The 17,923-nt window shown below is 62.2% G+C and carries 22 protein-coding genes; 19 read left to right on the forward strand and 3 right to left on the reverse strand.

Annotated elements, in window-relative coordinates:
• The first annotated feature begins 10 nt into the window (after positions 1 to 10).
• The 13 genes from BI347_RS22255 (at position 11) to BI347_RS22310 (ending at position 12,552) form a co-directional block, all read left to right on the forward strand.
• A complete protein-coding gene (locus BI347_RS22255; protein ID WP_071117155.1) occupies positions 11 to 385 on the forward strand; it encodes a hypothetical protein in 375 nt (124 codons plus the stop codon).
• Between the two features lie 17 nt (positions 386 to 402).
• Positions 403 to 642 (forward strand): DUF1799 domain-containing protein, encoded by a 240-nt coding sequence (locus tag BI347_RS22260; protein WP_275639008.1) that lies wholly within the window; start codon positions 403 to 405, stop codon positions 640 to 642.
• A 3-nt stretch (positions 643 to 645) separates the two neighbouring features.
• A complete protein-coding gene (locus tag BI347_RS22265; RefSeq protein WP_071117157.1) occupies positions 646 to 4,242 on the forward strand; it encodes a phage tail tape measure protein in 3,597 nt (1,198 codons plus the stop codon).
• A 2-nt stretch (positions 4,243 to 4,244) separates the two neighbouring features.
• Positions 4,245 to 4,604 (forward strand): hypothetical protein, encoded by a 360-nt coding sequence (locus BI347_RS22270; protein ID WP_083339131.1) that lies wholly within the window; start codon positions 4,245 to 4,247, stop codon positions 4,602 to 4,604.
• Positions 4,605 to 4,678: 74 nt separating this feature from the next.
• The gene (locus BI347_RS23865) at positions 4,679 to 5,509 is read left to right on the forward strand and encodes a hypothetical protein (protein WP_139167305.1); all 831 of its coding nucleotides are present in this window, start codon (positions 4,679 to 4,681) and stop codon (positions 5,507 to 5,509) included.
• A gap of 56 nt (positions 5,510 to 5,565) precedes the next feature.
• Positions 5,566 to 6,042 (forward strand): DUF1833 family protein, encoded by a 477-nt coding sequence (locus BI347_RS22275; protein ID WP_071117158.1) that lies wholly within the window; start codon positions 5,566 to 5,568, stop codon positions 6,040 to 6,042.
• 16 nt (positions 6,043 to 6,058) lie between these two features.
• Entirely contained in the window at positions 6,059 to 6,442 is a 384-nt protein-coding gene (locus tag BI347_RS22280; protein WP_071117159.1) for a hypothetical protein, read from the forward strand.
• Entirely contained in the window at positions 6,433 to 10,503 is a 4,071-nt protein-coding gene (locus BI347_RS22285) for a TipJ family phage tail tip protein (protein ID WP_071117160.1), read from the forward strand. Before BI347_RS22280 ends, BI347_RS22285 begins: the two co-directional genes overlap by 10 nt.
• A gap of 2 nt (positions 10,504 to 10,505) precedes the next feature.
• Positions 10,506 to 10,862 carry a hypothetical protein gene (locus BI347_RS22290; protein ID WP_071117161.1) on the forward strand — a complete coding sequence of 119 codons (357 nt, stop codon included), beginning with the start codon at positions 10,506 to 10,508 and terminating at the stop codon, positions 10,860 to 10,862.
• On the forward strand, positions 10,859 to 11,074 hold the full coding sequence (locus BI347_RS22295; protein ID WP_071116764.1) for a hypothetical protein: 216 nt from the start codon (positions 10,859 to 10,861) through the stop codon (positions 11,072 to 11,074). Before BI347_RS22290 ends, BI347_RS22295 begins: the two co-directional genes overlap by 4 nt.
• Entirely contained in the window at positions 11,074 to 11,976 is a 903-nt protein-coding gene (locus tag BI347_RS22300) for a hypothetical protein (RefSeq protein ID WP_071116765.1), read from the forward strand. The genes BI347_RS22295 and BI347_RS22300 overlap by 1 nt, the downstream gene beginning before the upstream one ends.
• An 8-nt stretch (positions 11,977 to 11,984) precedes the next feature.
• Entirely contained in the window at positions 11,985 to 12,218 is a 234-nt protein-coding gene (locus BI347_RS22305; protein ID WP_071116766.1) for a hypothetical protein, read from the forward strand.
• Positions 12,219 to 12,273: 55 nt separating this feature from the next.
• Complete coding sequence (locus BI347_RS22310) at positions 12,274 to 12,552, forward strand: phage holin family protein (protein ID WP_071116767.1); 279 nt, start codon at positions 12,274 to 12,276, stop codon at positions 12,550 to 12,552.
• On the opposite strand, the gene BI347_RS23870 is transcribed toward BI347_RS22310, so the two are convergent.
• Positions 12,549 to 12,731, reverse strand: a complete 183-nt coding sequence (locus BI347_RS23870; RefSeq protein WP_139167267.1) for a hypothetical protein — start codon at positions 12,729 to 12,731, stop codon at positions 12,549 to 12,551. The genes BI347_RS22310 and BI347_RS23870 overlap by 4 nt on opposite strands.
• 111 nt (positions 12,732 to 12,842) lie before the next feature.
• Between BI347_RS23870 and BI347_RS22315 the strand changes: the two genes are divergently transcribed.
• From BI347_RS22315 to BI347_RS22325, 5 genes are all read left to right on the forward strand, one after another.
• The gene (locus BI347_RS22315; RefSeq protein WP_071116768.1) at positions 12,843 to 13,283 is read left to right on the forward strand and encodes a lysozyme; all 441 of its coding nucleotides are present in this window, start codon (positions 12,843 to 12,845) and stop codon (positions 13,281 to 13,283) included.
• Positions 13,283 to 13,819 carry a hypothetical protein gene (locus BI347_RS24295; protein WP_193431063.1) on the forward strand — a complete coding sequence of 179 codons (537 nt, stop codon included), beginning with the start codon at positions 13,283 to 13,285 and terminating at the stop codon, positions 13,817 to 13,819. Before BI347_RS22315 ends, BI347_RS24295 begins: the two co-directional genes overlap by 1 nt.
• A gap of 136 nt (positions 13,820 to 13,955) precedes the next feature.
• Entirely contained in the window at positions 13,956 to 14,147 is a 192-nt protein-coding gene (locus BI347_RS23180; RefSeq protein WP_083339053.1) for a Com family DNA-binding transcriptional regulator, read from the forward strand.
• Between the two features lie 3 nt (positions 14,148 to 14,150).
• Positions 14,151 to 14,327 carry a hypothetical protein gene (locus BI347_RS24085; protein ID WP_158020821.1) on the forward strand — a complete coding sequence of 59 codons (177 nt, stop codon included), beginning with the start codon at positions 14,151 to 14,153 and terminating at the stop codon, positions 14,325 to 14,327.
• Between the two features lie 80 nt (positions 14,328 to 14,407).
• Complete coding sequence (locus BI347_RS22325) at positions 14,408 to 15,205, forward strand: DNA adenine methylase (RefSeq protein WP_071116770.1); 798 nt, start codon at positions 14,408 to 14,410, stop codon at positions 15,203 to 15,205.
• A gap of 630 nt (positions 15,206 to 15,835) precedes the next feature.
• Here BI347_RS22325 and BI347_RS23875 read toward each other — a convergent pair.
• On the reverse strand, positions 15,836 to 16,036 hold the full coding sequence (locus BI347_RS23875; RefSeq protein WP_139167306.1) for a hypothetical protein: 201 nt from the start codon (positions 16,034 to 16,036) through the stop codon (positions 15,836 to 15,838).
• A gap of 160 nt (positions 16,037 to 16,196) precedes the next feature.
• The gene (locus BI347_RS23880; protein WP_139167307.1) at positions 16,197 to 16,853 is read right to left on the reverse strand and encodes a hypothetical protein; all 657 of its coding nucleotides are present in this window, start codon (positions 16,851 to 16,853) and stop codon (positions 16,197 to 16,199) included.
• Between the two features lie 467 nt (positions 16,854 to 17,320).
• On the opposite strand from BI347_RS23880, the gene BI347_RS22340 reads away from it, so the two are divergent.
• The coding region (locus BI347_RS22340; protein WP_071117164.1) for a hypothetical protein at positions 17,321 to 17,923 on the forward strand (603 nt) is incomplete at its 3' end.

The raw sequence follows: 17,923 nt of genomic DNA on the forward strand, positions 1-17,923 counted from the left end.
GGAAGACGAAATGGCATTCACGGTAAAAACGAAAACCACCATCCGCTGGCCAATCAAGGTTCTGCTGCCGGCCGATGGCGGACTGACCGCGTCGCATGAGTTCCTGGGCGTATTCAACCGTCTGCCGCCGGCGGACATCATCGCGCTGGCACAGGAGGGGATAGATGAGCAGGCGGCGTTCCCGGACATGCTGCAGGCCAATGTGGGCAAATTCTCCCGGCTGCTGGTGGGCTGGGAGGGCGTGACGGATGCCGACGATAAACCGTTGCCGTTCAGCCTGGACCTGTTGCGTCAACTGGTGACCGGTCCGGACGGCGCCGCGTTCAGCCGCGGCATCTGGGAGGCCATCAACGAGCTGACCTACGGCGCCCGCGAAAAAAACTGATCGCCATCGGGCGCGCCCTGGCCGGCGCCGCATCCGATGTCGAGGTGTGGCCGGACTGCGTGCCGGCGCTGGAGCTGGCTCAGGCCTGCCGCAGTCAGCTGCTGGTGGCGCCGATGGGCGGCATGCTGGGCCTGCGCTATGAGGGCGTCGAGGCCGTGATGAACATGCGCGGCGTGCCGCAGGAACAGCGCGCCGAGCTGCTGCAGGATCTGCAGATAATCGAGATGGCCATGGTCGAGGCCATGGGGAAGAGGTAGGCAATGGGGCAGCCAATCAGCTCGATCGTGATCGATATCCGGGCGGACACCGCTAGCGTCCGCCGGGACATGAGCCAGCTGCAGTCCACGGTGGACAGCGGGTTTTCGCGGATCGAGAGCCGGGCGCGCGCCGGCGTGGAAAGCATCGAGCAGGTGGGCAAGTCGTTTTCCCGCCTGAACAGCGTACTCGGCGCCGTTGGCGGTTTCCTGCTGGCCGAACGCGCCATCAGCGTGGTGGCCGAGTCGTTGGGCAAGATCCCAGCGATGGGCTTCGAATTCGCCAACCAGATGGAAACCATGCAAGTCGGCATGGCCGGTACGCTGGCCAGCATGGCGACGTTGGACGGCAAAGCGCTGTCAATGAAGGACGCACTGGCGCTATCCAGCCAGTTGACCGCCAAGCTGGCCGACGATGCAGCGAAGACCGCCGCCAGCACGCAGGAGTTGGTCGGTGGTTTCAACGCCATGCTCGGCCCAGGCCTGCAGGCCAAAATGACTATCGACCAGATCCGCCAGCTGTCGACGGTGGGTATCAATGCGGTCAAGAGCCTGGGGCTGGAAGGCACGCAGGTGGTGCAGGAGATGCGGTCCATTCTGACCGGCAACATTTCTGCCGACTCGCAGCTGGCGGTGGCGCTGGGTATCACCAACAAGGACGTCGCCAAGATCAAGCAGGACGGCGGCAGCTTGTTTGACTACCTGATGCAGCGGCTGTCCGGTTTCGCCGAAAGTAGCGACTACTACTCCAAGACCATGTCTGGATTGATCGACTCGTCGAAGGAGTTGGTGTCCAAGGCCGCTGCCGATGGCGTGCAGCCGCTGCGGGATGCCACCAAGCAGTGGTTGACCGAGTTCAACAACTCGCTGAGCGACGATGCCAGCCGTCAGCAATTTGTCGGCGGCATGCGAGAAATCAGCGACGGGCTGGTGAGCGTGGCTCGGTTTGCCGGCAGTGCCGGCCAGGCGCTGTATGAGTACCGCGGCGTGATTGAGGGCGTGGTGGGCGCGTATGCGGCGCTGAAGGTGGCGCAGCTTGGCGGCGTTGTAGGCAAGCAAGTGTGGAAGCCGGTACAGAAGGCAACTGACTGGTGGACGACATCGGAATCGGATAAGAGCGCCAGCGAGGCTGCTGCTCGCCGCGCGCAGGCCGATAGAACCATGGCGCTGGCCGAGCTGGATGTGGCGCGCGCCACGGCAACGAGGACGGCGCAGACGGCGCTGGCGATACAGGCCGACCGCGAGAAGTTGGCGCTGGACGCCGCGCTGGCACAGGGCGCAGTGCGGCAGATCGAGCAGTCCGCCAGCCTGGCTACCGCCAAGGCGATGGTGGCCGAGGCCGACGTGGCGGCGCGCGCTGCTGCCGCTGAACTGGCCGCCGCCGAGCAGGCGCGCAATGCCGAGACGGTGCGTAGCGTCGCCAGCTATGAAAGGTTGGCGGCGGCCAAGGTGGCCAACGTCAGCGCGGCGGCGGATCTGGCGGCGGCTACCGCCATCGAGGCCGCCGAGCAGGAGAGGTTAGCCCAGGCGCAGAGCCGGGCGCTGGCCATGAGCAATGCATTGACGGAGGCGGATGCGCGCCTGACGGCAGCAGAAGCGGCGGCCGCGGAGGCTGCTACGGTGCAGACCGCGGCGACGGGGCGGGCGGCTGTCGCGGCGGAAGCTGCCGGGATGGCTCAGCGTCAGCTGGCGGTGGCTAGTCAGGAAGCCAGCGTGGCGTCGCAGGCTGCGGCAGTGGGCTTGAATGTGGCCCGCGGCGCAATGGCGATGCTGGGCGGGCCGATCGGTATTGCAACTCTGGCTATCGGCGGCTTGATCATTTACTGGAACGATGTGGCGGCAGCTGCCGGTAATGCCGCAGCCAAGCACGAATTAGCTGCCCAGCGAATTCAAAACGCGGCAATCAAGGCCAGCATCCCGGCGATCAAGGATGAGATCGTTGCTGCTCAGAAATTGGTGGATGAATACGGCAAGAAATACGACGCCTATATCCACAAAGGGAAGGTGAATCCTCAGGCTACGGCAGAGCATCTGAAGCGCATCAGCGAGGCGACCAAGCTGCGAGACGAGGCGAAGAAGGCGCTGGATCAGGCTAAGGAAAAGCAGGCGGATGAGGCGCTGAAGTCTGTTGAGAAGTATTCAGGCGAGCGCCGGGATTCAGCCGCCGGCCAGCAGGTAGTCAAGCCCAAATTCAACAACGCCCTGCAGAACTACCTGGAAGAGGGCAAGCACCAGACCAAGGACGAGAAGTACCGCCAGGAAAACGCCGCCTTCCGCGGAGCGGTGGACGGGCTGGAGCAGGGCAGCGCCGAGTACCAGAAAGCGCTGGCCGCCCACAACGCGCGCGTGGCGGAAATGCGGGAGGAGCATAACAAGAGCTCCGACGCCGCCGCGAAGAAGGCCGCGCGTGAGGCCGCCAAGGATATGGAGCAGGTCAGCGACCTGATCAACAAAAGCGCCGGCATCAGCCCCACCTACAACAACAAATTGGCCGTGCTGCAGAAGGTGTTCGGCCAGGGCAATATCTCGCTGGACCAGTACCGCGCCGCGGTGGAAAAGTTGATCGCCACCGCGACCGACCTCGGCAAAGAGGCCGACAAGCTGGTCAAACGCCAGCGCGAGGTGCTGTCCGGCATGAGCGCACAGGCGCAGGAGCAGGCCGAGGCCAATGCGCGGGAGAGTACCGGCCTGGGGCGAGGTGACCGATACCGGCAGGAAAGCGCGGCGTTGGACCAGCTCGGCAAGCGGGCCGTGGAAGCCAAGCGCCGGCTGGCCGAGGATCTGGACCTGAACCTGATTGATCCGGTCGCCTACCAGCGGGCGCTGGATGCGATCGACGCCAGCACCGGCCAGATGGTGGCAAATCAGCAGATGCATTTCGCCGCCATGCAGCAGGCGGCTGGCGATTGGTCGCTGGGCGCCAGCCGGGCACTGGAGAACTACATCGATCACGCCCGCGATGTCGCCGGGCAGACCGAGGAGATGTTTGCCAGGGCGTTCGGTGGGATGGAGGATTCGCTGACCAAGTTCGTGATGACCGGGAAATTGTCGTTCGGCGACCTGGCGAACAGTATCATCGAGGATCTGATCCGCATCCAGATCCGCCAGAGCATGGTCAGCATGTTTGGCGGGGGGATGAACAGCCTGATGTCCGGCATGTTCAAGAGCAGCGGACCGGCGGCGCCCATTGTGAACGGGACGGCTGGGTTTTCGACGGGCGGGGCGGTGACCGGTCCAGGCACGCCGACCAGCGACAGCATCCCGGCAATGCTGTCGAACGGCGAGTTTGTGGTGCGCGCGGCAGCGGTGGATCACTACGGCCTCGGCACGCTGCACGCGCTCAATGCCAAGAAGCTGGCCGCTGGCGGTGGAGTGGGGCGGGCATCGAGCACCGCCGCCAGCTACCGCGTGCCGGAGGCCGCCCGCCAGCAACAGCCGTCTGCGCCGGAGTCTATCCGGGTGGAGTTGATCAACAAATCAGGCCAGCAGCTGCAGGCCACCAGCGCGCAGCCGCGTTTCGATGGCCGCGAACTGGTGGTGAGCGTGGTGCTGGAGGACATCAAGCGCGGCGGGCCGATCCGCGACGCAATCAAGAGGATTTGACGATGGCGATGCCTGAATTTCCGGCCTATGCGCTGATGCTGGCCGATGGATATACCGAGGAGGCCAACTACGGCCTGCTGCGTACTGAGATGGACGGCGGCCTGCCCAAGCAGCGCCGCCGTTTTTCACAGCCGATCATTACTCGCACCATCACCATCAAGGTGCGCAGCGATCTGGAACGGGCGAAGTTCGACAACTGGTTCCGCTACGACATTGACGGTGGCGTCGGCTGGTTCATATTCCTTGACCCGATGGCTGGTACGCAAAAGACCGGCCGTATCAGCGGCGCGCCACCGTATCGCTGGCAGTGGGATGGGCGGCAAAGGTGGAGTGCTCAGTTGCAGATTGAGAGTATTGGGTGAAGTGCTATTCTACCTATCTGAACAGAAAAGAAATACAGTTATATCCTATATAAGCATGTTGCCAAGGAGGCTGTATGGAGCTATTAAGCGACTTGTTGAAAATGTTATTTTTCAGATTTGTTCTTCGGGAACATAATAAAAAGCCATATATTTTGACCTGTGGGGCTGAAGTTGCAAGGCCAAATTTGGGGGTGTTTTTGCGTGGTGTTTATGATAAGCCCTGTGTGGTTAAAGGCGTTTCTGGAATGCGACTTCTTGTTGCAAAGTTAAAAGATACGGCTTTCACTGAGGAGGATTATGTTGATTTGTCATGCGTTAGGCTAAGTAAGGTTGTATTTTCAAGAAATTTCAATGGCTATAATTCGATTTACGTTTGGTGGAGATATTTTCTTGCCGATATCACTAATTATCCGTGCTGGACAAATGCTTTTAGCAAGTGCTGTGTGAGAGTTGGCAGTGTTATGTTTAATAAGAAAAAGATTGTTTCTGAAAGGCAAATTAAAATCCTTGATACTATATTTTCACTTTCAATGAGGAGAGGGTATTGCATTACTGTTGAGTTGGTTGCAGAAGCCATGTATGGACAATGGTGGGATGTTCAGTCGGATAAAGGGATGATATTGGATAGAATTGGATTGTCCATGTCTGCACTTTGCGAGAATGGTGATTTAAAAGCCAGTGGGGCGCATTATGCGATAACTGGAAAAGGCATCGGCATTATTGAGGATTATGAAGAGCAGGAGAGAAAGCACAGGTCAAATTTAATAATTCAAGAATTGCTTGTGGTAATTGCATTTTTGGCATTATTTATGAGTGCTGCGCAGACCCAGCTAATTAAGTTCCCAACTTTAATTGATTGGTCAGGCTCGGGAAGCAAAAGCGACACCGGGTGTGTCAAAAAATGAATAAATAGATTGAAAAACCCCGCTCCGGCGGGGTTTTTGCATTTCTGGAGGATACAATGCCCCGCAGTTATTCCCAGCACGCCCGCGAACAGCTCAACGCCACCAGCGCCGCCGACATCCTGCTGACGCTGCTTGAAATCCGCCACCCGTTGCTGGCGGTGCCGGTCCGGATCGTCGGCGACACGCAGAACATCGTCGCCGCCGGTGACGAGTTCCTGGCCTGCGCCTTCGACATCACCTTGCCCGATGACTCCGACAACCAACTGCCGCAGGCGCGGCTGGAAATCGACAACATCGGCCGCGAGCTGACGCAATGGCTGGAGCAGTCGGGCGGCGGCGTGGGCGCCACCTGCCGCATCTTGCAAGTGATGCGTTCGACGCCGGATCTGGTCGAGTTCGACATCACGCTGGACATGAGCGGGCTGGCGATGGACCGGCAAAAGGTTGCCGCCACGCTCGGCTACGCCGACCTGCTCAATCAGCCCGCCGTTACCGTCTACTACACGCCAAGCACCGCGCCGGCGCTGTTCTGATTTTCGAGGTTTCCCCATGCATTGGTCCGATCGCTATGTCGGCCAGGACTACATCGCCGACACGGCCGACTGCGCCGTCCTGGCCTGCGATGTCGCGCGCGAGGTGCTGGGCAGCGACATCCAGCTGCCCGGCGAGCGCCGGCCGGGGCCATTTGGCCGCAACGCGCAAATCCGGCAATACCAGGATGCATTCGCCCGCCGCGTCGATGCGCCGCTGGACGCCCAGCCGGTGCTGCTGCTCGCGCGCGGCCGCGCCCAGCACATCGGCGTGATGTGCCGCCTGGCTGGCGAGTGGTGGGTGCTGCACGCCGACGAGGCCGCCGGATTCGTGCTGCGGCAACGGCTGCGCGAGCTGCCGCGCCAGGGTTACACCGTGGAGGGATTTTACGAATGGCTGTGACGCAACCGAATCTGGTGCATTCGCCGCACCCGCTGACCGCCGCCGGCCGCCAGGTGATCTACGAGCCGCACCGCCGCAACGAAACGCTGGGCGGTTACCTGCGCCGGCTGCAGATTGAAGTGGACCGCGGACCGCTGGCGGTATGCGTCAACGGCCGCCCGCTGCCGGACTGGCGCCGCTACCGGCTGCGCCGTGGCGATTTCATCGAGGTGCGCGCGGTAGTGGCCGGCGGCGGCGCCGGCAAAGTGCTGCGGACCGTGGCCATGGTGGCAGTGATGGTGGCGGCGGCCTACGTGGCCGGCCCCGCCGGGGCGGCGCTTTTCGGCTCGTCCGGCATGGCCACCGCCGCCGGCGCGGCCGTGATGATAGGCGGCTCGATGCTGGTCAATGCGCTGCTGCCGCCGCCGATGCCGGACATCGCCGGCGTCGGTGGCCGCGGCGATGCCAACATCAGCCAGAACTACGCGCTGTCCGGCGCGCGCAACCGCGCCCGAACCTATGCGCCGATGCCGCTGGTGATCGGCCAGCGCCGTTTCGTGCCGGATGCCGGCGGCAACCCGTTCACCGAGTTTGTCGGCCAGGACCAGTACCTGTATCAGGTCTACCATTTCGGCCTGCAGCCTGACCTGCAGCTGTCCGACTACCGCATCGGCAATACGCCGATCGGCGCCTACCAGGGCGTCGAGTTGATCGCCGCCGATGGCGCCGGGCGACTGCCGGGCGTGTTTGCCAACGTCGACACCGACGCCGGCCGCGAGGTCAAAAACTCGGACGGCTGGGTGGTGCGCCAGGTGGCGCGCGATACGGTCGGCATCGGCCTGGACCTGCAGGGCGTCGCCTACTACGCCAACGACAAGGGCGGCATGGACTGGCGCAACGTCGATACCGAAATCCAGTTCCGGCGCCTGCCGGATGGCGCCTGGCAGCCCTATGGCGGCGACCAGTACGGCAAATACCGCTTGGCCGGCAACAGCATCACGCCGGTCCGCCAGACGCTGCGGCAGGATCTGCCGGCGGCGCAGTACGAGATCCGCGTCCGCAAGACCAGCGGCGACGTCAGCAGCTCGCGCGAGCGCAACGATTTCGCGCTGGCCGGCCTGCGCGCCTACCGCCAGGACAGCACCAACTACGCCGGCCAGCGCCGCGTCGGGCTCAAGATCAAAGCGTCCAGCCAGCTGAACGGCGCGGTCGACGAGCTGTCGGCGATGGCGGTGGCCAGCTGCCCGGTGTGGACCGGCAACGGCTGGGCGACGCAGCCGACGACCAACCCCGCCTGGTGGTATCTGTGGTTCGCCCGCGGCGGCTTCGATGGCCAGGGCCGGCGGCGGTACGGCGCCGGCCTGCCGGACGCGCGCATCGACATCGACGCCATCAAGGTGTGGGCGGCGTGGTGCGACGCCAAAAAGTTGAGCATCGGCCTGGTGCTGGACCGCGCCTACAGCATCGCCGACGTGCTGACGATGATCGCCCGCACCGGCCGCGCGCGCTACACCTGGCAGACCGGTCGCCTGGGCGTGATCTGGGACGCGGCAGAGCTGCCGACGGTGGCGGTGTTCGGCCCGGCCAATATCCGCGCCGGTTCGTTCCGGATCGAGTACACCAACGAACAGACCGCCGACGAGGTGGTGGTCAATTTCAGCAACCCGGCCAAGGGCTTCGAACTCGACCAGGTGCGGGTGGCCGTGCCGGGCACCATTGCGCCGACCAATCCGGTGACGCTGGACTTTGTCGGCTGCTGCGACGCCGGCATGGCCGGCCGCGAGGCGAACCTGATCGCCGCCTCGCAGCTGTTCCACCGCCGGCGGGTGTCCTGGGAGACCGATTTCGAGGGTCTGGTGGCCACCCGCGGCGACGTGGTTCTGCTCAGCCACGACCTTGCCAGTTGGTCCTACTCCGGCCGGCTGCTCGGCGGCAGCCGCGGCCAGCTGTTGCTGGACCGCGCCGTGCCGCTGGGCGCCAGCGGTTGGGTCGGCATCCGCTTCCCGGATGGCCGTTATTCGACCTACCGGGTCAAGGCCGGCAGCGGTGACAGCGATACGCTGCAGCTGCGCGACCTGATTCCGGTGTCCGACGCCGGCGGCCCGCTGCCGGTGCCGGATGGCTCGCCGGACGATGTGCCGTATGACTGGATGTGGTTCTACGACAACGGCGCGCAGCCTGGCCGGCGCGTCAAAATCGTCGACGTCAAACCCAGCGCCGACGGCATCAAATTCACGGCCATCGACGACCTGCCCGAATACTACGCCGCCGAGTCCGGAGATTTCAGCAGCGGCGGCCCGGCGCCCAGCCTGCCGCCGGCGCTGGGCTTCCTGCGGCTGTCGGAATCCAGCCGGGTGACCGGCGACGGCCGGCGCGTGGCGGTGGTGACGGCCGTCTGGCCGCCGCTGCGCGGCGCGATCAATTACCAGCTGAAATGGCGGCGCGCCGGCGGCGCCTGGTCGGTGCAGGTGGTGCCGGACACCGCGTCGAGCTGGGATGTCGACCCCGGCCCGCTGGAAGCGTCGGTGGCGGCGGTATTCGCCGACGGCACGCTGTCGGCACCGGCGCTGGCGTCGTTGACGGTGCAGGGCCACGCGGTGCCGCCCGCGGCGGCCACGGTGTTTCAGGCGATCGGCGAGGCGATGCAGATCACGCTGCGCTGGGCCTACCCGGACCGGGCCGACCTGCGCGGCGCGCAGATCCTGGCCTCGATGGACGGCAAGAGCTGGTCGAAGCTGGCCGACGTGGCCTACCCGGCGGCCAGCTGGGTGCATATGGGCATCGCCCTCGGCGTGGAGGTGCGCTACCAGCTGGTGGTGGTCGATAGCTGGGGCAACGCTTCCGCGCCGGTCAGCGCCAAAGCGCAAACGGTGAAAGACCCCGCGCTGCTGCTCCAGCTGATGAAGGGCAGCGTCGATTACAGCCTGCTGGCGCCCGATGTGGCCGGCAGCATCACCAGCTCGGACGCGGCGGCCCGGGCGCTGCTGCGCGCGGTGCTGCAGGTGGACAGCAGTTGGTCGCAGGCGCGCGGCGCGCGGGTGGTCAGCGGCCAGGCCTCGGCCGCCATCGCCAGCGAGCAGCAGGTGAGGGCGGAGCAGCACACCGCCATGGCGTCGGACATCGACGTGCTGCAGGCGGCGGTGGCCGACAACGCCGGCGCCGTGGTCAACGAGATGATGGCGCGGGCGAGCGAAACCAGCGCGCTGGCGTCGCAGGTCAGCCGGGTGCAAACCACAGTGGCAGGCAACAGCGCGACCATCACCCAGCTGTCGCAGTCTATTGATGGTGTGCAGGGGCAATGGGCGCTGAAGGTGCAGTTAGACAGCCAGGGGCAGAATCCGCGCGTCGCCGGCATCCAGCTGAACAGCGGCGCCGGCGGCTCGTCGTTTGCGGTGCTGGCCGACTCGTTCCAGGTGGCGTTGCCGGATGGCACCAACCCGAAACCGGTGTTCAGCGTCACCCGCATCAACGGCCAGCCGGCCGTCGGCGTGGATGGCTCGCTGATCGCCGACGGCACCATCGTCGGTCGGCGGGTGATCGCGCTGGACTCGATCGATGCCGGTCAGATCAACAGCCGCGGGCTGACCATCCGCGACCAGGCCGGCAGCGTAGTAGTCGACATGACAGGCATGGGGGCCGGCTACATCAAGGGCCGGCTCACGGTCGGGCAGATCGACACCGAGAGCTTGCGCATCACCCGGAATGGCGCAGTGGTAGTCGATGCCAACGGCCTGGACGCCACCTACATCCGCAACCTGATGGTGGACACGCTGCAGATACGCGGCGAGGCGGTCAGCAAGAACGACACCCGCAGCATCACCGTCAACGGCTGGACCAACGCGTTCAATTACTCGTTCCAGTTCAGCTGCAGCGACAGCGGCACGCTGCTGGCGTTCGCCGATTCGCCGTTTGCCGATCCGGTGGCCACGCTGTATGGCCGCAACCGGTCGGTGCCGGTCAACGGCAGCGCGGTGCTGGTGCTCAACGTCAATGCCGGCGAGGTGGTCACGGTCGGGGTTTCGTCGCCGGCGATTCAAAAAAGCGGCGTGATCCGTTACGGCTGCGTGCTTTTCAGGAGGTAGGGATGCCCATCGACATCATCGAGTACGACGACGCCGGCCGCATCGTCCAGACCGGCACCAGCCGGCCGGAGAACATCCAGCTGGACGAGGCCGCCGGCAAGCGAATCCTGATCGGCGTGGCGGACCCGGTGACGCAGTATGTGCGCGCCGGCGCCATCGTGCCGCGCCCGCCCGCTAGCGCGGTGCTGGACGGCATGACGCTGCGCCAGTTGCCGGCGCCATGCCGGCTGATCCTCGATGGCACGCCGTACCCGTGCCCGGAGGAGTCATGCGAGCTGTCGTTCGCGCACCCTGGCCGCCACCAGATCGTGGTGGAGGCCTGGCCACAACAGACGGCGATTTTTGAGGTGACGACATGAAGATCCACCACGTTGGAGATCACGCCGCGGTGCGGCGCCAACAGTACCCGGACATCGGCGACCAGCTGGACGCGCTGTGGCGCGTGGTGGCCAGCTTGCCGCCCGGCCAGCTGCCGCCACAGGCGGCGCAAGTGCTGGAGCAGATCCGGCAAGTCAAACACACCTACCCGAAGCCCCGCGATGACAGCGGGGCTTCTGCTTTGGAGGCCTGATGGCAGACCCTTCTCTCGGCGACATCGCGGTAGCTATCACCCAGCTGATGCAGCGCTACAACCTGACCATGGACCAGTTCAACGCCTGGCTGACCGGCAACGGCATGGTGACGCTGACCGACGCCGCCGGCGGCAGCCGCACGGTGCCCAGCGCCGCAAACGTGCTGCGCGCCGACGGCTCCAACGCCAGCGGCACCTGGCCGATCTCGGTGTCGGGCGTGGCTGGCAGCGTGAAGTCGCTGCCGGGCGACCAGGTGCTGCAGGCGCTGGGCTACCGGCCGCCGCGGCAGGACAACGTCCCTGACACCAAGGCCGCCGCCGCTTACATGCGCCTGGGTACGTTCAACTGCCCGCAGGGTGGCGCCAAGCTGGCGCTGATGCTGTTGTTCGGCAACGGCTACAACGCCATCAATGGCCAGCTGGGGATGGCGACGCTGCTGTTCAGCACCAGCAACGGCGCCGCCCAGCAGCCTGGATCGACAGGGCCGTTCTTCGGCGCGGCCACCGCCATGGTGTTTGGCAGCGTCGGCTGCACCTTCATGGTGTGTCAGAACGGCACCACTTCATACACCGTGTACGCGCAGCTGCCGGCCTGGGCCGGCGCCAACAGCTGCAGCGCGTTCGGCGACACCACCAGCGGCGGCTGGGCGGCCAGCCCGGCCCATGTCGGCGCGGCGCTGCCGGCTGGCAACTACCTGGCCGTGCAGCCGCAGCCGCTGCTGACCACCAGCCAGTTCAGTACCGTGCCGGTGCCCGCGCCGGCCTACACCCGCGCCACCGCGCCGGCGGCAGCCGCCTATGCCGGCGCGACGGTCTACATCACCGACGCCGCCGGCGGCGCGGCGATCGCGTTTTCGAACGGCACGGCCTGGATCAGCGTCCGGACCGGCAACCCTGTGTGAGGAGAAACATGAACCAATACCCATATGAATTGCTGATCCGCATGTCGCCGGCCGGCGTGGCGGGCGTGTCGCTGCGCTTCGCCGCCGATCAGCCCAATCCGATGAGCCAGCAACTGCAGACCTATGTCGGCGAGCCCCGGCCGCTGGCGGCGGAGGATCTGCAAGCCGGCCAGCCGCTGGCCATCGCGCTGGGCGTGGCCGCTACCGCGGCGCTGGCACCATACGCACTACCGCCGCAGTAACGCGCGGGGAAGAGGGGGGCCGGCTTGTTCCGGCCATTTATATAGGGAGTGGTAGATGCAGGATCACGAGAAGGGATTGCTGGCGTTGCTGACCGTAGGCGCGCTGATCGGCCTAGGCAAGCTGCTGGTCAGCCAGGAAGAAATCACCGTCCGGCTGGCCGTGGGCCGCGCCATTCTGGGCGGCGCCACCTCCACCGTTGCCGGCGTGGCGTTGACGCAGTTTCCGGACATGCCGCTGCCGGCACTGGTGGGCATCGGCGCCGGCCTGGGCATCCTGGGCGCCCAGTACCTGGAGGCGTGGCTCAAGCGACGCGCTGACAATCTGGCCAGCTAGTCCGGTGTCAGCGCCTGGATTTGCTGTTCAAAGCAAGCGGCCGGCAAAACGTCCAGATCCTGGCCGACAAGCAGCTCGCATTTGACCGGCTCTTTATGGCTGCTCACCCAATCTGAGATCAGATACAGGCAAACCGAGATCATTAGCCCATACAGCACAACCGGAACGGCGCGTCTCATGACAACCCCCAGCAGTCATACGTCATGCCTTGTTTTAGCGAGTTGACGCCTATATCGACAACTGACCATTCGGCCCGCCGTGCGCGGGCCGAACTCTTTCAGGAGAAACCCATGAAAACCAATGCTCAGGGCCTAGTCTTGATCAAGCAATTCGAGGGCCTACGCCTCACCGCCTACCAGGACGTCGTCGGCGTCTGGACCATAGGCTACGGCCATACCGGTACTGACGTCCGAGCCGGGCTGACAATCACCAACGACCAGGCAGAGCAGCTGCTCCGCCAAGACCTGGCTCGGTTTGAGTCCGGCATCGGCCGGCTGGTGGCCGTGCCGCTCAACGGCAACCAGTTTTCGGCGCTGGTCAGCTTCTCCTACAACCTGGGCCTGGCCAATCTGCAGGGCTCCACCCTGCTGCGGAAGCTGAACGCTGGCGACTATGCCGGCGCCGCCGGCCAGTTCCCGCGCTGGAACCGAGCCGGTGGCCAAATGCTGCCGGGCCTGACCCGCCGCCGGCTGGCCGAGCAATCGCTGTTTCAATCGAAGGAGGATGCGTGATGGACTGGAAACAAATCGTGGCCACGGTTGCACCGTGGATCGGTACTGCCCTTGGCGGTCCGCTTGGAGGTATGGCAGTCAGTGCTGTGGCCGATGCGATCGGCCTGCCGGAAAAAACCGAGGAGGCGGTGAAACAGGCTCTGGCTGGCGTGACGCCGGAGCAGATGCTGGCCGTCAAACAGGCTGACCAGCAGTTCGCGGCGAAAATGCAGGAACTCGGGTTCCAGAACCAACAGGCGTTGGAGGCGATCGCCGCCGGCGACCGCGCCAGCGCGCGTGAACGGGAGGTCAAAACCGGCGATATCACGCCGCGGTTGCTGGCCGCCGTCGTCGTCGCCGGCTTCTTTGCCATCATGGCGCTGATGATTTTCCAGGAGCTGCCGCCTACCGGCCGCGACTCGCTGCTGGTGCTGGTTGGCGCGCTGGGCGCGGCATTCGGCTCCATCATCCAGTACTACTACGGCAGTTCGGCCGGCAGTGCCGAGAAGGCCCGCACGATCGATGCGATGAAGCGCAGTGGGGCTGGCCTGCAGTAAGAAAGCGGCGCGGCCTGCTGCGGGAACAGCAGGCCGCGCCATCGTTGCACTCGCAGCTATACCTGCGAGCCTTGACCGTGGGCTTTCCCAGCTGTCGACAGCATGGAAAGCCTACCACAGACAATTAAGGCTCGTCATGATTGAAGTACGTTGTAATTGTTGCAATAAGAAGCTGGCTGAAGGTGAATTCGTGAAATTGAATATCAAATGCCCGCGCTGCCGGGCTATGAACTGCTATGTCGCTACCTCGCCACTGCCGGGCGGCAGTCCGGCGGGGTGCCGCAGGCAGAGCGGTAATGGTGTCACGCCAACAACGAAACAGGAGTAGCAAATGATACCGACCGAATACCGCGATTTCTGCCGCGAACTGGCTGAATTGAGCCGCAAATACGGGATTGTGATCGAGGCGGTCGGCGGCGTGGCGACCGACGTCCCGGCCGAGCAGCTGGCCAGGCTGACCTACTGCGCCGATCTCGACAGCGGCGACCTGATGCCGGAAGGCATTTAACCCCGCCGGCATCTGCCAGCATTCCTCCGAGGGCCGCGCGCCCCCACTCCTGAGCCCCTGCGAGGGCCTGGGAGTCCTACATGAACGCATCCCCCATCATCCCCTGGATCGGCGGCAAACGTCGCCTGGCTGACCGCCTGCTGCCCCTGTTCCCGCCGCATAGCTGCTACATCGAGGTGTTCTGCGGCGGCGCTGCGCTGTTTTTCCTGCGGCAGCAGCCAGCGCAGTGCGAAATCATCAACGACGTGAACGGCGATCTGGTCAATCTGTACCGCGTCGTCCAGCACCACCTGGAGGAGTTTGTCCGGCAATTCAAATGGGCGCTGTCCAGCCGCCAGGTGTTTGCTTGGCTACAGGAGACCCGGCCGGAGACGCTGACCGACATCCAGCGCGCGGCGCGGTTTTTCTACCTGCAGCAGCACGCGTTCGGTGGGAAGGTCACCGGCCAGTCCTTTGGCACGTCGACCACGGCGCCGACGGTCAACCTGTTGCGCATCGAGGAGAATCTGTCGGCCGCCCACTTGCGGCTGGCCGGCGTGACGGTCGAGAACCTGGACTGGCGGCGCTGCATCGAGCGCTACGACCGCGAGCATGCGTTTTTCTACCTGGACCCGCCCTACTGGCAAACCGAGGGATACGGCGTGCCGTTCCCGTTCGCGGAATACGAGGCCATGGCCGAGATCATGCAGCGCGTGCGCGGCCGGGTCATGGTCAGCATCAACGACCATCCGGACATCCGGCGCGCATTCGCTGGCCACCACATGCTGGAGCTGGATATCAAGTACAGCAACGGCAATCAGCGCCAGGGTGCGCCGACGGCCTCGGGGGAATTGGTGATCATGAACTGGAATGCTGAGGAGTGTGGAGGCTTGTTTTAAAGGGGATGGCCCGGTGTTGGACCGGGCTATGTGCTTGATTTGATGATTACGCATTGTCAAGATCGTCACGATGTCAGCGTGGCCGTCATCCATATGGCCAACAGCAGTCTTCCAGTAGTCATATCGTGAACCTGTAGATGTTGCCGGTCTCAACAAAAGCGGCGCTGTGCACGTTCTCCGTATCAACGAAAGCGCCGCTCTTGATCTGCCGGCATCAACTTTCGCGCTTCATGTAGACATAGAACCAATTCTTTGGATAGGTCTCGTGCTCGCTGTATTGATCTTCTTTAACCGCGAACACGACTGTTAGCGGAACAGAATTTTTGACGGTTGTAAATTTATAAAAGGCATAACCGAGCCAATTATAGTCAGAGGAGTGGAATTTTCTATAATCATAGTAGGGTGAGAAATCTATTTTTTTTGTTTCACTCTTTAAGTCTGACATTAGAAATTTCTTTACGAATTTCAATTCCAATTTTCAAAGTCAGCCTGTCCGAATTAGTCAGAATTTCGACTTTGTCTGAATTGCTCATGGTGATGTTGCTATACTTCCAGGGAGCATCCCCATCTTTGCGATCTATATCGCTTGAGAAGCCTCCAACGATACCCCGTGTGGCTTGGGATGGGCGGCTAATTATATAGGTATATCCCACAAGTTCCGGTAACAACTGGATCTGTAGGAATCTTCGGAACAAACAAGTCCACCTTGATGCTTGCATCCTTATTGCCAACATCATCAAGGGAGACTTTCCCACTCAGGACGTCCAAGTTTGTTCCTATAAACCTCTCCAAGTTTTCCTTGTCAAGAGGCGTGAGTTTTTTACTCTTCATGCCATCACTTAAAAGTGATCATAGTTAACGACTGTGCCATATCGATCGGATATCTCATCAACGATCTTCGGAACTTTTTTCTCGCCACCTTCATTCATGATAAAAACTCCTAAAGCAACAAATATGATCGCAAGTATGGGCAATACTAATTTTTTTCTTTTCATTGCTCTTTAGGCTCTTTTGGCCAGTCTGCTGGATTGATAGTGGGGTCCGGCTTTTTTCCTGGATAGGCATTCCCGTCATGCATGAGATTGCGCCACTCAGTTTTATTCTGGCTGAGTCTTATTTCACCCTGCGGATACTTGTCATGAATGGCCTCATAGAAGGCGTATGGGTTTACGACATCCTCCATAACAACACCTTTTCCTATAAAACTAGAACCTCTGGGAACGCTCGACCAGCCCGCGACAATAATGTCTCGTGCACTTCTGGCACAGGTGAAATTCTGGAAGATATTATAATATCTCGCCCCTGCCAGCACTTCAGCTCGGTATTCTTTTCCCTTGGCAAGCATCTTTTCGTATTGATCCTCGCTTATGTTAAATCTGAAAAGGCGAGTGTCGCCTGGTATTTTGTATTCTGGAGACCCTTGTCCGTAGGCTCGCTGAACAGGGTTGTTATAAGCCGGGCCGAGGCTGTAGAAAAATGTGACCTTGAGATTTTTGGTTAAATACATGAACGTGTGGCCAGGGTCTTCCAGAACGTAATGAACCTTTCTCATGCCATTGGGGGCAACATACACCTCGCGGTAGGCATTCGGATCATTTACCTCAAACCCGATGATCAGGTGAAAGACATCTTCTCGATGTTCGGCCACGGCATTTTTATCTTTCGGCTGGGTCTTTGCCGTCGTTGTTTTTGGTTGCGCCCATAGCCACTATTCTTCCAAATTCATTCCAGTTGCACCATGGTCTAAATGGACCCGAGAGGTCATTTGGATCGCTGGTATGTATCCGCTGCGTCCTGCCATACTTGTCGGTCACGCCCCTTGAATATCTGCCCTTTGCCGTCTTTGAGGATGTAGGGCATATTTTTCTGGGATGTTGCCCTGAGCATCCTTCACCACGAATGAAAGGCTATTGTAATCCGCTGATGGCATGCCTTGCATATTCGTGCCAATTTGCGCCGGGCCTGAGAGGGCGATATTCTGTCCACGAATACTAACTGTGCCTGGGCAATGCACTTCAATATTGCCCCTGCTATCTGATGTAACCGCCGCCTGACATTTTCTCTCCAGGGTAGGGATGGTTCGGATTAGAAAATCAAATACATTATTCGCTCAGCATGACATTCATCATTGCAATGCAGGCCGAAGACAGCCTCATCGTCTCCGCCGACAACACGACGATCGCGTTCACCAATTCCACTGCCTTTAGGCGGAGCATTGCCTGCCAAAAACTCCACGAGTGGCCAGGTGGTGTGTTCACCGGCACCGGCGAGTATGGCGTCGTTCAGCGCACGCTAGGGCACCTCACCCGCGGAGCTGCCCTAGCGTCTCTGCCGGTGCTGCTGGCGCGCGAGAAGGAGTGTCGGCGCCAAGAGGCCGGCCCGAACGAACAGATCGACATCACCGGGTTGATTCTGTCAGCCCCTACGCCACAAGGCCCGCGGCTGCACATCGTCACGGATGACGCCATCGAGCAGATCGGCCCAGGCGAGCTGCTGATGTTCTTCCCGCTCAACCACGACTTCCTGTCGGCCTCGTCAGAGGCAATCCACGACCTGAACGCTTCGCTATGGGCCAAGTCGAACTTTGCCACGCCTGATGAGTGGATCAGCTTCTATGCGGAGAAGTTCTCGGAAATTTACGCACTGCAGAATCAAAACAACGAGCTAATCAGTAGGAGCTTCCATATCTACTTTCAGGCTGAAGAGCTGTCACTGACG

The organism is Chromobacterium sphagni (assembly GCF_001855575.1).
GTDB lineage: Bacteria > Pseudomonadota > Gammaproteobacteria > Burkholderiales > Chromobacteriaceae > Chromobacterium > Chromobacterium sphagni.

What these genes read in the sequence shown, in the direction of transcription:
- BI347_RS22255 (WP_071117155.1), top strand. Translation starts at nt 11, where the DNA reads ATGGCATTCACGGTAAAAACGAAAACCACCATCCGCTGGCCAATCAAG.
- BI347_RS22265 (WP_071117157.1), top strand. Translation starts at nt 646, where the DNA reads ATGGGGCAGCCAATCAGCTCGATCGTGATCGATATCCGGGCGGACACC.
- BI347_RS22270 (WP_083339131.1), top strand. Translation starts at nt 4,245, where the DNA reads ATGGCGATGCCTGAATTTCCGGCCTATGCGCTGATGCTGGCCGATGGA.
- BI347_RS23865 (WP_139167305.1), top strand. Translation starts at nt 4,679, where the DNA reads ATGGAGCTATTAAGCGACTTGTTGAAAATGTTATTTTTCAGATTTGTT.
- BI347_RS22275 (WP_071117158.1), top strand. Translation starts at nt 5,566, where the DNA reads ATGCCCCGCAGTTATTCCCAGCACGCCCGCGAACAGCTCAACGCCACC.
- BI347_RS22280 (WP_071117159.1), top strand. Translation starts at nt 6,059, where the DNA reads ATGCATTGGTCCGATCGCTATGTCGGCCAGGACTACATCGCCGACACG.
- BI347_RS22285 (WP_071117160.1), top strand. Translation starts at nt 6,433, where the DNA reads ATGGCTGTGACGCAACCGAATCTGGTGCATTCGCCGCACCCGCTGACC.
- BI347_RS22290 (WP_071117161.1), top strand. Translation starts at nt 10,506, where the DNA reads ATGCCCATCGACATCATCGAGTACGACGACGCCGGCCGCATCGTCCAG.
- BI347_RS22295 (WP_071116764.1), top strand. Translation starts at nt 10,859, where the DNA reads ATGAAGATCCACCACGTTGGAGATCACGCCGCGGTGCGGCGCCAACAG.
- BI347_RS22300 (WP_071116765.1), top strand. Translation starts at nt 11,074, where the DNA reads ATGGCAGACCCTTCTCTCGGCGACATCGCGGTAGCTATCACCCAGCTG.
- BI347_RS22305 (WP_071116766.1), top strand. Translation starts at nt 11,985, where the DNA reads ATGAACCAATACCCATATGAATTGCTGATCCGCATGTCGCCGGCCGGC.
- BI347_RS22310 (WP_071116767.1), top strand. Translation starts at nt 12,274, where the DNA reads ATGCAGGATCACGAGAAGGGATTGCTGGCGTTGCTGACCGTAGGCGCG.
- BI347_RS23870 (WP_139167267.1), bottom strand. Translation starts at nt 12,731, where the DNA reads ATGAGACGCGCCGTTCCGGTTGTGCTGTATGGGCTAATGATCTCGGTT.
- BI347_RS22315 (WP_071116768.1), top strand. Translation starts at nt 12,843, where the DNA reads ATGAAAACCAATGCTCAGGGCCTAGTCTTGATCAAGCAATTCGAGGGC.
- BI347_RS24295 (WP_193431063.1), top strand. Translation starts at nt 13,283, where the DNA reads ATGGACTGGAAACAAATCGTGGCCACGGTTGCACCGTGGATCGGTACT.
- BI347_RS23180 (WP_083339053.1), top strand. Translation starts at nt 13,956, where the DNA reads ATGATTGAAGTACGTTGTAATTGTTGCAATAAGAAGCTGGCTGAAGGT.
- BI347_RS24085 (WP_158020821.1), top strand. Translation starts at nt 14,151, where the DNA reads ATGATACCGACCGAATACCGCGATTTCTGCCGCGAACTGGCTGAATTG.
- BI347_RS22325 (WP_071116770.1), top strand. Translation starts at nt 14,408, where the DNA reads ATGAACGCATCCCCCATCATCCCCTGGATCGGCGGCAAACGTCGCCTG.
- BI347_RS23875 (WP_139167306.1), bottom strand. Translation starts at nt 16,036, where the DNA reads ATGAAGAGTAAAAAACTCACGCCTCTTGACAAGGAAAACTTGGAGAGG.